The sequence below is a fragment of the Polynucleobacter sp. CS-Odin-A6 genome (assembly GCF_018882095.1).
Classification (GTDB): domain Bacteria; phylum Pseudomonadota; class Gammaproteobacteria; order Burkholderiales; family Burkholderiaceae; genus Polynucleobacter.
The window spans coordinates 110,933-125,138 of the sequence record NZ_JACVPD010000004.1 but is presented as its reverse complement, the minus strand read 5'-3'; the positions used below and the strand labels follow the sequence as shown (position 1 = coordinate 125,138).

The window sequence follows — 14,206 nt, the reverse complement described above, 5'->3', positions numbered from 1 at the left end:
GTTAGCGAATTTGTGCAATATCAGCAAGACTCGTTGTGGTGTTGTTATCCAACATAATTTGTGTAGGTGCAGTACCTGTAGGATTCAGAATTCCGGTAACCCCAGCAACTGTTAATCCAGCTGGATTAATATTTTTTCCGGCGACATTAGCAGACAATTGGAATTTATAAGGGCCATCTGGTAACTGGTTGCCATTGATGTCCTTACCATCCCAAACCAAAGGCACTGTGCCTGCCTTTTGCGGGCCCATGGATAACACATCTACGGTCTGACCAGCACTATTCAAAATATTGACCTTCAAGGAGGTGGCAGATGCATCTAACTGAGCACCAAATGCTGCTTGACCCTTGACCAGGTTCATGGTGTTACCTGGAATCAAGACACTTCGACCAACTAAATTAGTGGCCTCATAAGCTTGACTTGATTGCATCTGTGAAAGCAACGAGCTCATGGAAGTGTTGAGCTTATTAATACCATCGACTGTTGAAATTTGCGCCATCTGACTAGTCATTTCAGAACTTTTCATCGGATCAGTGGGATCCTGATACTTCATCTGCGCAACCAGCATTTTCATAAACTGATCCTGAATCTGCTTCGCTGAACCAGCTGAGGCATTTAATGCAGCAGTAGCGCCATTAATAGCGCCAGCAGTCCCGGTAGCCCCAGCATTTACAGCAGTGGAATTGTTTTGAATCGTAGTCATATTAATGTCCTAATTAGGCTTGGCCAATGGTTATAGTTCTTTGCAACATTGCTTTAGCTGCATTCATAGTTTCAACGTTGTTTTGATAAGAGCGTGAAGTGGAAATCATATTCACCATTTCCTGAGTTGCATTCACGTTCGGCATGGCAACATAGCCATCTTTATCCGCCAAGGGATTGGCAGGTTCATGCACCATTCGTGACGGAGATTGATCCTCAATTACTTCTTTTACCTTAACGCCCTGATGACCCGATGTTCCAACCTGCGCAGCCTCAAAAATAACTTGTTTCGCTTTATAAGGCTGACCATTAGCGCTCGTTGCGCTATCAACGTTTGCCAAGTTACTCGCAACCGTATTTAAACGTTGTGATTGAGCGCTCATGGCCGAACTAGAGATATTAAAAACATTAAGTAAGGAAGACATAGTGATTTACCGTTCTATTTATTAAAGTGAATCAAAAAAATAATTAAGCGCTAGGTTTAAGCGCTTCATTCATATCTTTAATGCTAGCGTTGAGCATTGTGATGTTGGCTTCGTAATGAATGGCGTTATCTACGAATGCGGTCCGCTCAACCTCGCCGTCGACCGAGTTACCATCCACACTGCTCTGTATCAAGGGGCGATAGAGCAAGTCTTCTTCACTAATGCCGCCTTTTTTCACATCCCCGGAAATGTGTTTTTGATGGCTAGTGGTCAAAGAAAGCGCTCCGCTTTGGCTTCCTGTAGAGTTATTGGCGGCATTGGACACATTGGCTTCTAGGGCCTTTTTAAAGGAAGACGCAAAGTCAATATCCCGAGCTTTGAAGTTCGGGGTGTCAGTATTGGCGATATTGGCAGCTAGAATTTCTTGACGCTGCGCCCTCACCCGCAAGGCAGTTGCGTTAAAATCAAACAATGCATCTAATTTATTCATTTTTTTCTCCAATTCCCCTAAAGAAATCTTTTTTGCTGTCGTAATAGGATATGTAAACCTATAAATTGCATTTTCTCTAATGTAATTTGCCCTCTCCTTTATTGATCTTTCAATAAAAGGGGGAATTGCTGGGCTAATTGAGCTATTGACTTACCGCCCTACTCCTAAAATCATGCTTTTGATACTTATCTATCTTAGGATTGAGCATGAATAGTTTTATTCAAGAATCATCTCCAATACCAGCAAAGCCTGAAAAACTGTATTTCATACCTTTTAAGTGGGGTTTTAAGCTCTTTAATGCCTTATTAATCTCCAGCACCCTACTAGTAATGCCGCAAATAGGCTGGGCGCAAGGACAGCCCCAAATCCAAGATCTTCGCCTTATAAATCAGAAGGTTAAGGAGTTTTTAACGGCTCAAAGTGCTGGCTCGCCTGGCAAGGTTGAAATCACTATCACCCCCATGGAGCAGGGGACCCGCTTGGATCTTTGCCCTAATCCTGAGGCGTTTTTCCCTCCAAGCAGTGCTGCTTGGGGCCGGACCACTGTGGGAGTGCGCTGTAGCCAACCAAAACCATGGACGGTTTACCTCCAAGCGAATGTCAGCATCATCGCTAATTATGTGGTGGCCGCCAATCCACTGGGCCAAGGCCAAACTATCAACCCCAATGATTTACAGCTGCAAAAAGGCGATATAACTGCCCTCCCAACTGGGATTTTTACTGAAATTAGCCCTATTATTGGTACCAGCGCCAAAATGACCCTAGCCGCGGGCACTGTCATTAAAAAAGAAATGCTCAAAATGCCCATCGTAATTCAGCAAGGGCAGAGTGTCAGGGTCGCTAGTAAAGGCACTGGGTTTTCGATTACCACTGAAGGTCAAGCCCTAAATGCTGCTGCTGAGGGCGAAATTACTAAGGTCAGAGTTAATAATGGCAGTGTAGTGACTGGTATTGCTAGAAAAGATGGCCAGGTTGAGGTTGGTGGCAAAAATTAACCCTCAGAATGAGTGCTTGAGATAAAAATGCCTAAAGAAAGCCGATTAGGCGCCGTAAAAGAAGGTGATGAAGTAATGTTTTATTTACAAAATATCCTTCATCAACAGTTTCTGAAGAACATGTATCTAAAACTACGCTAAAGTGACCCCATGAAAATTAACGATCCTTTAAAGACCGCACTGAATACTGTAGTTGAGAAACCAGCTACGGGTGAGAGCACTCCGACTTCAACTGTAAACCCTAGCGCTGGTGCTGTCCCTCCCCCCGCAGCTGATATCACCAAACTTTCAAGTCAACTTCAATCGTTGCAAGCAATCGTTGCTAATAGCCCAGTATTTGATGCTAAAAAAGTAGACATCATCCGTAGTGAAATTGAAAGCGGTCGGTTTGCAGTTGACTCAAGCAAAGTGGCAGATGCCATGGTTAAGGATGTTGTTTCTTTTCTCAAATCTAAATAGATTGAAAAGAAAGCGTATTCAATTTTTTGCGCTGAAACAAATTCACTGACAATGTTAATTCTTAATGCCTAACATGAGCATTGCTAAAACTAACTTAGTTAACTCTATTACAACTGCTGTTAAAGATTCTCAGACGAAAATTAAGGCACTAGAATCTCAGCTAGTCTCTGGTAAAAAAGTATTAACTACTGAGCAGCAAGATACTGTAGCCACCCTTTCTAAAACTGCTTCATCTTTCACAAAGCCGCAAGCCAGCATCACTGCTGCACAAAATACAATCGGTGTTGCACAAACAGCGATTACTTCAATTAACAAGTTGATGAGACAGATGCAACAAATGGCATCGCTAGCATCCAGTCCAAGCCTTAATGCGAGTGATAGCAATAATTTTAACTTTCGCTTTCAGAAATTGGTTACAGAGATTGGTAAGTTAGCAACTAGCGCTAAACTGAATGGAACCAATCTGTTGAGTGGCACCGCTGGTATGAATGTCGTGATCGGTACTGATAAGACGGCCGCATCTCGCTACTTTATTAACAGCGTGAATGTCTTCGGCATGATGACCACTGGCCTGCTAAGCGGCGTCAAATTAGACACTCCACAAAATGCCCAGGAAGCCAACAACTCCATACGCAGTGCCATGATGCAAATTAGTAATGGTGAGACCAATTTAAAGTATGCCTCTAGTGAGCTATCTAAAAAGGCAAACGAGCTCACAGGCCTGAGTGTACAAGCTTCAGACTCCATCAAGACCTTACAAAATATTGATCCTGTCAAAGTTAAAGAGCAGCTTACTCAATTAAAAAGTAAACAAAACATTGACTATCAACTCATTAGCCAATTAGATCCTGATGCTTATAAATCTTTAAAGATAGCCAGCCTTAAATCCGGGTTAAATTAATCAACCCGATCAAAAATGAGCAACACTCGTTTTTTATAATAAATAAAAACTATTTGCTAAAGTATTTTAAAGTTTTACCGTTAAAGTAAATATAGATCGAAAGCTTCTGCGGAAGTTTTCAAATGAGCTAATGTAATAGTTAGCGCCAAGCTCTGTTGATGTAGTCTAAGTACTGCGCACTGATGCTTTTTCGTAAGTTGGTTTGTTCTTATGCATGGTGCATAAGCAAGCCGTTTATCACAGTCATAGTGACCGTGTAAATTTAACTCAAGGAAAAGAATCATGCCATTTACTTTTAGTCCGCTACAAATTACTCTTGCGAACTCTGTTAAAGATGTTCAAAACGACATCATTTCAACTCAAAATGCTTTAGCACGGGGTACGGCAGATTTAAACCCTGGCGAACAAGGGGTTGTGACTCGCTTATCTTCTCAAGCAGCCGGCTACACAAAAATTAAAGCCAACCTTACTGTTGCCCAAAATATCATCAATGTTGGTCAGACTGCACTAGGATCAGTTTCTGACATTCTTATCCAAATGAAGGCCTTGGCAACACAATCGCAGAGCGCTGGATTAGTGGATGGCACCGACAGAGCTTCGCTAAACACAAGTTTTCAGCAACTCTCAACCCAAGTAAGCTCCCTTATTACTAACGCTAGTTTAAACGGCTCTACTAACAACCTGGTCAGCGGCGCTACCGCATTGAGCGTAACTGTAAACCAGGATGGTACAAGCGCCATGTCCCTTACTGGTCAAGGTATTACCGCTAGTATCACGACTGCAAGTTTAGCTACCGGTATCGGTACTTCAAGCAATGCCGGTACGATGATTACCAACCTAGACACCTTAATTCAAGCCGTGTCTACTGCTCAGGCTAACCTTAGCGCCTACACTGTCGGGGTAACCGCGCAGATGGCAAATGCTACTGGATTGGAGTCTGGCTTAAATGGTGCAGTTGCTTCTATGACTGCGATTGACTCTACTGCGCTACAAACTAAGCTACAATCGTTGAATAACCAGCAAAGTATTGATTACTACTTGGTTAGCCAGCTAAATACAGCTTCTGCAGCGATTTTATCGATATTCCGTTGATTTAAAACGCGTTTTAGCTTTCTAAGCGTAAAAGAGCCGGGTAATTCCCGGCTTTTTTACGCGATTGAATTGTTGAATTTTTACTATTATTCTCCTTATAGAAGTATTTTTTATCTGTTTAGGCCCTGGCACTGCACCCTTTTCGCAAGCTAATGCCAGGACATTAAAGGATTAAGAGGAAATAAAGTGAACAATACGATAACTGGATTAGCAACTACCCTAGCATCTGGCGTCAATGACGTTCAGAAGAAAATTGTTGAGACGCAAGTCCAATTAGCTGCGGGCAAGAGAACCTTAAATCCCGCTGAAAATGGGGTTGTGACAAGGCTAACTGCACAAGTGCTGGGCTATAAGTCGGTTGAGAAAAACATTGTTGATGCGCAAAGCGTCATTGATGTTGGACAAGTTGCCCTCCAATCGATTGCAGATATCATGGTTCAAATGAAAGGACTTTCCGTCCAGTCATCTAGCGTTGGATTTGCCTCTACTGATCGAGATAGTTTAAATACAACATTTGAAAGTCTAGCTAAACAAATTGGCGACATTGCTGCATCAGCCGGAGTAAACGGTAACAACCTCATTAATACCAGCACTGGTCTCACAGTTACCACGGGCATTGATGGCACCATTGCTTCTCAAACTACTGTACAAGCTGCAGACGTCACTGCCATGGCCACAATCATTAATAATCTCAGAATTAATGGCGGTATGACTGGGACAAATGTATCTACTGCAGCATCAGGGGCGACTCACCAAATCGATACCATCACCTTGAGCGACACATCACCAGCATCAGTTCTTATTGCGGGCGATAGCGTTACTGTTTCGGGATTAGTCTATACCTGCCCATCTGGTACAACAGTTTCCGCCGCCACAGTCGCAACTGCGTTTGCAGCCTTCATTACAAGCGGAACACCAACGACAAACTTTACAACGACTGACGGAAGCTTATTAGCTGATAAATATAATTCATTAAAAGCTGACTTCACTGCTTCAGCAGCATCAGGCGTGTTAACTTTAACCTCTGTCAATGCTGGTACACACTCACCCCCTAGCCTTGTAGTTGATACTAGATTCACTGCAATTGCCAACTGTCAAATCGCAACTACTTCACTAGCTAATCAGATTACGACTATATCTTCTGCACAATCTTCCTTAAGTGCTGCGACCACAGGACTTAAAGCGCAACTGGAGACCGCAAATGCTTTAGGTACTGGCGTTCAAAAGACGATTGATAGTATTGCCAACGTAGATGCCACAGAACTGCAAGCCTTCTTGCAGAATCTGAATACACAACAAAGTGTTGACTACTATCTAGTCAGTCAAATGAATCAGGCCTCAGCAGCGATTCTTTCGATTTTCCGATAACTCAGAGCTGACAGGCCGTTATGGCATTAAATAACAACTTAACCTACGCTAATATGCTAAATTAGTGTAGGTTAAAATTTGTTTTATCAAAGCACAGAAAGTCGAGCCCAAAATTTTTCAAAAACAAAACGCCATCAATGCATATGTGTCGGTTGATAACAACCTCACAGGCGCTAGCTTTGAAAAACGCTGGTTTGAATCTGTGATTATGATTCTGAAGCGAATCATGGCTGGGGAATTTAACCCCGTAGAGACCCATAAAAAACTACTTGAAGTTTCAGAGGGGCTACAGTGGGTTCAAGAAAACCTGAATGAGAAGTTGAATTCTCAGCACCGTACGATGCTTAAAAATATCTACAGCACGAATATTCAAATCCTCAACAGTACCATTCAAACTCAGAAGATGGATTACTTGCCCCTGGTCATTACTTCTATAGAAATAATTCTAGAGCCCTACAATAAACCGGCCTCGGCAGAGGACTCTAGTAATACAGCAAAGCAGCAGAATACTGCTTAAGTATTTGCTCTCAGCAGATTGAGCTCAACATCTGCATAGCCCACATTGTTTAGATCAAATCACTATCTAAAAATTCTTAGCTCTTCAGCAGCAGCAGCGTTTAATTGCCCTACTAAATAATAATCAATGCTCAGTTGATTGCTATGGACTTGAAGTTGGGTTTGTAATGCAGTCGCGTCAACATTTTGTAGATCATCAATATAGGCGCTTAAGCCACTAGAAAACCCTGTCGCCGCAGTAATGTTGGCCTTAATTGCCCCACTATAAGCACTCATTGACGATTGCAAGGCGCTAACCTGATCAATATAAGTGTTGAGATTTGCTAACTTTGTAGTTGTTGATACAGAAGCAGTAGTAGATAAGTCGTGGTCCGCCGCTAGCGAAGTGCCTAAGGTATTAAAGTCATAGCCAGCTACGCTTGAACTAATACTTGAGCTAAGCGCCGGATAAATCGTGATTCCTGGACTCGAACCGAGCAAGGTTTGTCCGTTAATAAGGGAGCTACTAGCAATAGATTTAATTTGCAAGCCAAGGGATTGATAGCTGCTGCCATAAGTGCTTGCGTTTGTAGGGTCTGCTGCTGCAGAATTCACCAAATTTAGCATTTGATACAAAATACTGGATATTGAAGCGAGTCCAACTTGGGTAACGCCCACTAAATCATTGGCAGTTTTGAGGCCAGTTGTTCTGGTGCCCCACGTTGATATATCAGATGAGAGAGATAAAATGACGCTGGCACTTGAAGAACTCAAGTCTGGGTTGATACCTGTAGCTAACTGAGTTTGAGTCTTCACCATCTTATCCTCAACAGAACTGATAGCATTCGAGAGAATGGGTGAAAGTCTAGGAATTAAGATGGACATGAGGGGTAACCTTACGAAAATGACCTAATGTCATTTAATCATAAGTTTAGTGAAAAACTAGACCCCTACATCTTAATTAACGGCAAACTTGAGTAAACCTTTAAAAAATATGAGGTTTTTTTACAATCTAGGTACCTTAGCCCTAAGTAAACCACCATTTATGGCTTAGCTGGGTAGGGCTTTATCAACTTATTTCGCCGCTTTGGTGAATGCCCTTTGTGCTGGATTTAAAAGTATCTGCAATCACGATGATGGAGCAAGCCAAGAAATATCATCTGCCCAACTCTTCAGTAAAGCTGTTTAGTGATAGTGCCCAGGGGAGCTGAATAAAGGCATTAAGTCTGCCCGAATTTTTTGAAGAACGTCGTCCCATTGACCATCGACAGTTTGCCTACAGAGTCGCAGACTAGGATACCAAGGAGTCAAATTCACATTTAACAACCAGCGCCAGTCTGGCATTTTAGCTAACAGGACCCAGCAAGGCTTATTGAGAGCACCAGCCAAATGCACAATCGGATTATCTACAGAAATAATAAGATCACAGGCTCTAATCAGGGACGCTAAATCGTCAAGATTGCTTTGATTTTCAAGCTGAGAGCGCTGTATTACCTCAATTAATGATTGCTTTTGGAGCTCCTGAATTCGTACTTCATGATCACCATCATCAAGACTCACAAATTTGACGCTCGGTATATTAAGGGTGCTGACTAAACGACTAAGCTCCAGAATTCTATTGGGATCCGCTTGACTGCTTTCTTGGTTACAGGAGATGCCAATTAAAAGCTGATCTTTACTTGATAAAGCCTCTTTAATGCTGTCTGTATGCTGTTGATCAGCTACGAGAAACTGGGTCTTTACATTACAAAAATCATCGAGATGGTTTCTAAAAAGCCCTGCCAAGTCACCCATCGGGAGATGGGCATCGTATAGTTTTTCATCAACTATCTGCTCAGTTGAGTAAAAAGTCATATCCGGCATAGAGCGCTGAAACAGAGAAATCAAGCTCGGGTCCACTTGCACTATCAGGTCAGATACTAATTTTTTCATTTCAGGAAGTAATCCCCCAAAAAATATATGCTCGGCTACGCCCTGCTCTGCCCAAATCAATACTCGCGGAAAGTTACTGCCGGCAACCCAACGAGGTTTTTTAATAATCAGAGGCTGCAAATTAGAGTCTTTACATTGCCAGCGCCAATCATATTTACTCCAACCCAATTGATAACTACCGCTTAATAAGTAAAGTTGAGCAAGGAAAATTTGTGCCTCTAGGAAAAGTGGCTCGATCATAATTGCTTTTTGCAGATCTTCAATTGCTAAATGCGTTAACTGTAGCGCATGATAAGCCTTACTTCGGTCTAGATAAAATTGGGGATTGCTAGCATCTAACTCAATCGCCACTCCAAAATCCTCCAAGGCCTGGTCGTAAAGAAAGAGTTCCTGCAAAACATTGCCGCGGTTTGAGTACAACTTTGCTATCTGCGGCTGAAGACTGATGGCGATATTAGAGTAAATCAAGGCTTCATTCCAACGCTTTAAATGATAAAAAGCTGCACTCAAATTAGCATTTGCCTCCCAAGAGTTAGCCTTCAAAGATAAGGCCTGCTGGCAGCAATCTAGTGCTAACTGATACTTCTCCAATTGAATCAGAGCACTAGCAGCGCTCACAAAGCACTCTGGAACGTGCGGATTGATTTCAATCGCCTTAGAAAGTAATTGGATAGATCTGTCTGGATCCTCATTAGTTAGTAGTGCGCCCAACATATATAAAGCATCAAACTGATGGGGCTCGTCCTGAAGAATACTTTCGTAAATCCATTTGGCTTGATTGAGATGACCTTGCTCAATAAGGTCTAAAGCCTTAGTCACTGTGTCATTCATATTTCAAAGTCTCTGATTGCTTGAGATCTTATCTTAACTTGAGCATGGTCTTACTTGCCGACATACCCTGCTCTAAGATGAATTGATATGGGGCTGCCATAGTGGGCAGCATTAACATCACAACAAGAAATCCAACACCTAGCGTAATTGGAAAACCAATACCAAAAATATTGAGTTGGGGGGAAGCCTTAGTTAAGATACCAAGTGCTAAATTAGTAATTAGTAGAGTAGCCACAATAGGCAAAGACAATTGCAAAGCAATGCTAAAGAGTTTTGCCCCCCATAATGCAATAGTCATTCCGTCGATCATTCTGGGCTCTGCTGTAACTGGGAAGGCGTAAAAACTCTCTAAAAGTGCAGAAATCATAATTAAGTGGCCATTCATACTCAGAAATACGAGCAAGGCCAAAATACCCATTAATTCAGCAATCACAACCGTAGTACCAGCAGATTGAGGGTCATAGCTTGTAGCAAAACCAAAGCCCATAGTCATGCCACTGACTTGACCCGCCAACTCAATTGCACTAAAAATAATTTGCACCATAAAGCCAATTGCAAATCCAATCAGCATTTGTTCGGTCAAGATCAAGACTCCATTTAAAGAGAGTACGTCAATCAAAGGCATTGCAGGTGCTGCAGGAGAAATGATCGCAGCTAAAAAAATACCCATTGATACCTTAATGGGAATAGAGATAGCCTTATTACCAAAGAACGGAGCAATGGCTACAAAACCTAGGATGCGTACCAACGGAATGAGGATACTCACAACCCAAGTTTGGATTAAATCGCTGTTGAGTATCAACATCTTTTAGGAATTTAATTCAATTTTAGAGTAGCGATATTGACTCAAATTTAGATTGAGGCTTTAACCAATGAGCAAGGAAAAATTCGTAAACATACCGCGCATATAGGTAACGAGGACAGATAACATCCAGGGACCTACGATGATAAGGGTTACAAAAATACTTAATAATTTTGGAATAAAAGATAGTGTTGCTTCATTAATTTGAGTAGCAGCCTGAAATATTGAAACCACAAGACCTACGATGAGAGCCACTAATAATAAGGGTGCTGAAACCAAAATGGTGGTTTCCATGGCCAGGCGGCCCATATTCATAACTGATTCTGGGGACATAATAGATTCCTTAAGAAGCAAAACTGGCTGCTAAAGAGCCTAATAAGAGTTGCCAGCCGTCTACCAACACAAACAGCATAAGCTTGAATGGCAAAGAAATAATTGCCGGGGAGACCATCATCATACCCATCGCCATCAATACGCTGGCAACCACCATGTCGATGATCAAAAAGGGGATGAAAATACTAAAGCCAATCTGAAAGCCAGTTTTAAGCTCACTAGTCATAAAGCTCGGCACTAAGACGCTAAGCGGAATATCTTCAGGTGTCGCAACCTTCTTCCCTGACATATTTAAAAACAAGGCTAGATCTGTTTCACGAGTTTGCTTGAGCATGAACTCTTTGATTGGAACAGAGCCTTTTTCTAAGGCTTGCTGCATCGTAATTTTATTATCATTAAGCGGCTGATAGGCTTCGTTATAAACTCGATCGAAAACCGGGCCCATCACAAAGAATGTGAGAAATAAAGCCAAGCCTAACAAAATTTGATTTGGTGGCGAGGATTGGGCTCCAATTGCCTGACGCAAGAGTGATAAAACAATAATGATACGAGTGAAACTTGTCATCATTAATAATACTGTTGGCAAAAAAGATAAAGAAGTGAGCAAAATTAAAGTTTGCAAACTTAAACTATAGTTTTGACTTCCGCCAGGACCTGCTGAGCTAGAAAGCACATTTAATGAAGAATTGTTAGCAGCAAAACTCGAGATGGAAAGACATGCTAAACCTAAGCCAAGCAAAATACTTAAAATCAGGATCTTATTATTGGGCGAAGTGGTTTGAGGTATTTTTAGAGTAGTCATAACGATCCGTGTCTTAAAGTAACTTACGCAAGATGCGCTTAATATTCTCTTTATTAAACTTACTTTCCTTAGTAGAGCTAAGGGCGCTAGTGAATACCTGCTCCTCCCGTATTTGATTCTGATCAAACTCAGATCTAAATTCAAATCGGGGTTCGGAAGCACGCTTCTCTCTAGTAGAGCGACTTACGGAGGATCCAGAGTTTTCTTCATAAAACTCAGGCTCATTTTGGGCATTCTCGCCAAAATCTAAATCGGCGATATTGAAGTTGGCAAGACTAGTCACCTGTCCAGATGCTACTCCGACAACTACCCAATGCCCCCCAATTTCAACAACAACTACACGCTCACGCGAACCAACACTCACGCCGCCCACGATTTTGGCAACCGACTGATTACCAATTTTGGCATGATTAAATTTTTTCATTACCCAGGCCAAAATGGCAATCAGAGCCAATACCAAGATCAAGCCAAGAATTACCCTAAAAGGTCCACCCTCAGCCTCTGGTACACGGGTGATCTGAGCAATAGCCATTTCCGAAAAGAAAAGGCTAATGATCAAAAAGAGGTGGCGTAAATTGAACATAAGTAATTAAAGAATCTATTTGACTTATTTATTAAGTTTGCGAATACGTTCTACCGGGGTAATAATTTCAGTTAGTCGAATGCCAAATTTTTCATTGACAATCACAACCTCACCCTTTGCAATCATCGTTCCATTTACCAGGATATCCATTAAGTCTCCAGCAGCAGCATCAAGCTCGACAATAGACCCTTGAGCTAATTGCAACAGATTTTTAATTGAAATCTTGGTTCGACCCAACTCTACTGACAACTGGACCGGAATATCGCGAATAAAATCTAAGTCTTTTTCATGCTCCTGCGTCTTAGAGCCATCATCAAGCTCACGAAAAACTTCTGATCCCGCGGCTTGCACGGCTTCTTGCTCTAGGTTGCTAGATTCAATTTCATCTGCCATCATGGGCTCCTTTGGTGTATTCAGATGCATCTGGCCTTAAAAGCTTTTCCACGCGCAGTGCATATTGGTTATTAAAAATTCCATAACGACATGACAGTACTGGGACATTATTGACTGTCACTGGAATTTCTGAAGAAAAAATTAAGGGGATCGTATCTCCTGCCTTTAAAGCAATAATCTCTTCCATTAGTAGATTTTTCTTCCCTAAACTCGCTACCAGCTCTATATCTACAAGCTCTACTTGACTGGTTAATGCGTGCGACCAAGCATCGTCAAGCTCTTGAATAGCACCTTGCATTTGAGAGGTCAAAAGATCAATGATTGGCTCGAGCATCATATATGGCAAGCACAAATCAATCTCATAGGATTTATCGCTGATAGTAAGCGTAAATGTCGTTATTGACATCAACTCACTGGACATGGCGATGTTGACAAACGTCAAATTCATTTCGGAGCCGACATGCTCACATTCAATCGGATGTATGGGTGCCCAGGCTTCTTCGTAAGAAGTAAAGAAGAGTTTCAATATACGCTCAACAATTCTGAGCTCAGTACCAGTAAATTCTCGCCCCTCAATTGTTACTGGAAAACGACTACCACCACCAAACAGATTATCGACAACATAAAGAACCAAATCAGGATCCATCACAATCAAGCCTGTGCCGCGAAGGGGCTTGAACTTCACTGTATTGATATTGGTAGGCTGACTATGTTTGGATAAGATTTCACTATATTTACATGTAGTAGTTGGACTTACCTTAATTTCTGTTAGAGCCCCTAAAAGACTCGACATAGTAATTCGAAATAAACGAATAAATCTTTCATGGATAGTTTCAATTGCAGGCATACGCCCGCGAACGATGCGCTCTTGAGCCCCTACTCTGTAAGAGTGCACTTTCTCTTCACGACCTTGCTGCTGTGTTGAAGCTTTTTGCTGTTCTTCCGTTACTTCGACGTCCTTTAACAGTTCGTTCAGTTCAGTATCGGTGAGATTGTCATCTGCCATGATTTGCTCTGGAATTACTGAATAATGAAAGAGGTGAAATAGACGCCAGTAACTTTTTGCTCAGCCTCACTACCGCTGAAGGGCTTTTGTACTTGCTCGGTGATTTCTGTAATGAGGGCGTTTTTACCTTCTATAGAGGTAATTTCGGAAGCTTTTTTATTGGTCAAGATGAATAAGATACGATTTCGTAGCTCCGGCATGCGCCCCTTTAAGGCAACTGCAGCCTCTTCAGAAGATACTTGTAAATTGATCATTGTCTGGAGATACTGCTGAGGCTCGGTGGCTTCAGGACGTAAATTGACAGTAAAGATTTCCAATGGAACAAATATCTGAACCTCAGGAACCTTTGGTTTTGAGGCTTCTGTAGATTTATCACCTGCCTTGACTACCAAAAAATAGTAGGCTGCTCCGCCGCCTAATCCCAAGGCTAGAAGTGCTCCTAAAATGATGAAGAGCATTTTTTTAGATTTAGGTTTAACCGGCCTGTCTTCTGAAGGTGCAATTGCCATTTAGGGCTCCATAGTGAAATTATGAATAATTATGGAGCCTAATTATGACCGCAGATACTCAGAAAAGAGGGGGAAACACCCCCTAAAC

General features: G+C 41.9%; 18 protein-coding genes. 6 read left to right on the top strand and 12 right to left on the bottom strand.

Going from position 1 to position 14,206, the window contains the following annotated elements:
- Position 1: 1 nt before the first annotated feature.
- The 3 genes from ICN15_RS09590 to flgB are packed head-to-tail and all read right to left on the bottom strand — an operon-like array spanning position 2 to position 1,617.
- A complete protein-coding gene (locus ICN15_RS09590; RefSeq protein ID WP_216202520.1) occupies positions 2-703 on the bottom strand; it encodes a flagellar hook assembly protein FlgD in 702 nt (233 codons plus the stop codon).
- 13 nt (positions 704-716) lie between these two features.
- Complete coding sequence (gene flgC / locus ICN15_RS09585) at positions 717-1,127, bottom strand: flagellar basal body rod protein FlgC (protein ID WP_216202519.1); 411 nt, start codon at positions 1,125-1,127, stop codon at positions 717-719.
- A 43-nt stretch (positions 1,128-1,170) separates the two neighbouring features.
- On the bottom strand, positions 1,171-1,617 hold the full coding sequence (flgB, locus tag ICN15_RS09580) for a flagellar basal body rod protein FlgB (RefSeq protein ID WP_216202518.1): 447 nt from the start codon (positions 1,615-1,617) through the stop codon (positions 1,171-1,173).
- A 206-nt stretch (positions 1,618-1,823) separates the two neighbouring features.
- Between flgB and flgA the strand changes: the two genes are divergently transcribed.
- The 6 genes from flgA to ICN15_RS09550 all read left to right on the top strand — a co-directional run bounded on the left by flgA (position 1,824) and on the right by ICN15_RS09550 (position 6,949).
- The gene (gene flgA / locus ICN15_RS09575; protein WP_216202517.1) at positions 1,824-2,612 is read left to right on the top strand and encodes a flagellar basal body P-ring formation chaperone FlgA; all 789 of its coding nucleotides are present in this window, start codon (positions 1,824-1,826) and stop codon (positions 2,610-2,612) included.
- A gap of 150 nt (positions 2,613-2,762) precedes the next feature.
- Positions 2,763-3,071, top strand: a complete 309-nt coding sequence (gene flgM / locus ICN15_RS09570; RefSeq protein ID WP_216202516.1) for a flagellar biosynthesis anti-sigma factor FlgM — start codon at positions 2,763-2,765, stop codon at positions 3,069-3,071.
- 73 nt (positions 3,072-3,144) lie between these two features.
- Positions 3,145-3,972: a flagellin gene (locus ICN15_RS09565; RefSeq protein ID WP_216202515.1), complete on the top strand. Its 828-nt coding sequence runs from the start codon at positions 3,145-3,147 to the stop codon at positions 3,970-3,972.
- A 282-nt stretch (positions 3,973-4,254) separates the two neighbouring features.
- Entirely contained in the window at positions 4,255-5,064 is an 810-nt protein-coding gene (locus ICN15_RS09560) for a flagellin (RefSeq protein WP_216202514.1), read from the top strand.
- Between the two features lie 186 nt (positions 5,065-5,250).
- Positions 5,251-6,432, top strand: a complete 1,182-nt coding sequence (locus ICN15_RS10985; RefSeq protein ID WP_216202513.1) for a flagellin — start codon at positions 5,251-5,253, stop codon at positions 6,430-6,432.
- Positions 6,433-6,577: 145 nt separating this feature from the next.
- Entirely contained in the window at positions 6,578-6,949 is a 372-nt protein-coding gene (locus ICN15_RS09550) for a hypothetical protein (protein ID WP_216202512.1), read from the top strand.
- 62 nt (positions 6,950-7,011) lie between these two features.
- Here the strand turns inward: ICN15_RS09550 and ICN15_RS09545 are convergent, their stop codons facing one another.
- The 9 genes from ICN15_RS09545 to fliL form a co-directional block, all read right to left on the bottom strand.
- The gene (locus tag ICN15_RS09545) at positions 7,012-7,812 is read right to left on the bottom strand and encodes a hypothetical protein (protein ID WP_216202511.1); all 801 of its coding nucleotides are present in this window, start codon (positions 7,810-7,812) and stop codon (positions 7,012-7,014) included.
- A 300-nt stretch (positions 7,813-8,112) separates the two neighbouring features.
- Positions 8,113-9,690, bottom strand: coding sequence for a tetratricopeptide repeat protein (locus ICN15_RS09540; protein ID WP_216202510.1), 1,578 nt, complete (start codon positions 9,688-9,690; stop codon positions 8,113-8,115).
- A gap of 28 nt (positions 9,691-9,718) precedes the next feature.
- Positions 9,719-10,495, bottom strand: coding sequence for a flagellar biosynthetic protein FliR (gene fliR, locus ICN15_RS09535; protein WP_216202509.1), 777 nt, complete (start codon positions 10,493-10,495; stop codon positions 9,719-9,721).
- 60 nt (positions 10,496-10,555) lie between these two features.
- The gene (fliQ, locus tag ICN15_RS09530; RefSeq protein WP_216202508.1) at positions 10,556-10,825 is read right to left on the bottom strand and encodes a flagellar biosynthesis protein FliQ; all 270 of its coding nucleotides are present in this window, start codon (positions 10,823-10,825) and stop codon (positions 10,556-10,558) included.
- A 10-nt stretch (positions 10,826-10,835) separates the two neighbouring features.
- Positions 10,836-11,627, bottom strand: coding sequence for a flagellar type III secretion system pore protein FliP (gene fliP, locus ICN15_RS09525; protein ID WP_216202507.1), 792 nt, complete (start codon positions 11,625-11,627; stop codon positions 10,836-10,838).
- Positions 11,628-11,640: 13 nt separating this feature from the next.
- Positions 11,641-12,210 carry a flagellar biosynthetic protein FliO gene (fliO, locus tag ICN15_RS09520; RefSeq protein WP_216202506.1) on the bottom strand — a complete coding sequence of 190 codons (570 nt, stop codon included), beginning with the start codon at positions 12,208-12,210 and terminating at the stop codon, positions 11,641-11,643.
- A 24-nt stretch (positions 12,211-12,234) separates the two neighbouring features.
- Positions 12,235-12,606, bottom strand: coding sequence for a flagellar motor switch protein FliN (gene fliN / locus ICN15_RS09515; protein ID WP_304609512.1), 372 nt, complete (start codon positions 12,604-12,606; stop codon positions 12,235-12,237).
- Positions 12,593-13,609, bottom strand: coding sequence for a flagellar motor switch protein FliM (fliM, locus tag ICN15_RS09510; protein ID WP_216202504.1), 1,017 nt, complete (start codon positions 13,607-13,609; stop codon positions 12,593-12,595). Before fliM ends, fliN begins: the two co-directional genes overlap by 14 nt.
- Before the next feature lie 14 nt (positions 13,610-13,623).
- Positions 13,624-14,118 (bottom strand): flagellar basal body-associated protein FliL, encoded by a 495-nt coding sequence (gene fliL, locus ICN15_RS09505; RefSeq protein ID WP_216202503.1) that lies wholly within the window; start codon positions 14,116-14,118, stop codon positions 13,624-13,626.
- Between the last annotated feature and the right edge of the window lie 88 nt (positions 14,119-14,206).

What these genes read in the sequence shown, in the direction of transcription:
- ICN15_RS09590 (WP_216202520.1), bottom strand. Translation starts at nt 703, where the DNA reads ATGACTACGATTCAAAACAATTCCACTGCTGTAAATGCTGGGGCTACC.
- flgC (WP_216202519.1), bottom strand. Translation starts at nt 1,127, where the DNA reads ATGTCTTCCTTACTTAATGTTTTTAATATCTCTAGTTCGGCCATGAGC.
- flgB (WP_216202518.1), bottom strand. Translation starts at nt 1,617, where the DNA reads ATGAATAAATTAGATGCATTGTTTGATTTTAACGCAACTGCCTTGCGG.
- flgA (WP_216202517.1), top strand. Translation starts at nt 1,824, where the DNA reads ATGAATAGTTTTATTCAAGAATCATCTCCAATACCAGCAAAGCCTGAA.
- flgM (WP_216202516.1), top strand. Translation starts at nt 2,763, where the DNA reads ATGAAAATTAACGATCCTTTAAAGACCGCACTGAATACTGTAGTTGAG.
- ICN15_RS09565 (WP_216202515.1), top strand. Translation starts at nt 3,145, where the DNA reads ATGAGCATTGCTAAAACTAACTTAGTTAACTCTATTACAACTGCTGTT.
- ICN15_RS09560 (WP_216202514.1), top strand. Translation starts at nt 4,255, where the DNA reads ATGCCATTTACTTTTAGTCCGCTACAAATTACTCTTGCGAACTCTGTT.
- ICN15_RS09545 (WP_216202511.1), bottom strand. Translation starts at nt 7,812, where the DNA reads ATGTCCATCTTAATTCCTAGACTTTCACCCATTCTCTCGAATGCTATC.
- ICN15_RS09540 (WP_216202510.1), bottom strand. Translation starts at nt 9,690, where the DNA reads ATGAATGACACAGTGACTAAGGCTTTAGACCTTATTGAGCAAGGTCAT.
- fliR (WP_216202509.1), bottom strand. Translation starts at nt 10,495, where the DNA reads ATGTTGATACTCAACAGCGATTTAATCCAAACTTGGGTTGTGAGTATC.
- fliQ (WP_216202508.1), bottom strand. Translation starts at nt 10,825, where the DNA reads ATGTCCCCAGAATCAGTTATGAATATGGGCCGCCTGGCCATGGAAACC.
- fliP (WP_216202507.1), bottom strand. Translation starts at nt 11,627, where the DNA reads ATGACTACTCTAAAAATACCTCAAACCACTTCGCCCAATAATAAGATC.
- fliO (WP_216202506.1), bottom strand. Translation starts at nt 12,210, where the DNA reads ATGTTCAATTTACGCCACCTCTTTTTGATCATTAGCCTTTTCTTTTCG.
- fliN (WP_304609512.1), bottom strand. Translation starts at nt 12,606, where the DNA reads ATGATGGCAGATGAAATTGAATCTAGCAACCTAGAGCAAGAAGCCGTG.
- fliM (WP_216202504.1), bottom strand. Translation starts at nt 13,609, where the DNA reads ATGGCAGATGACAATCTCACCGATACTGAACTGAACGAACTGTTAAAG.
- fliL (WP_216202503.1), bottom strand. Translation starts at nt 14,118, where the DNA reads ATGGCAATTGCACCTTCAGAAGACAGGCCGGTTAAACCTAAATCTAAA.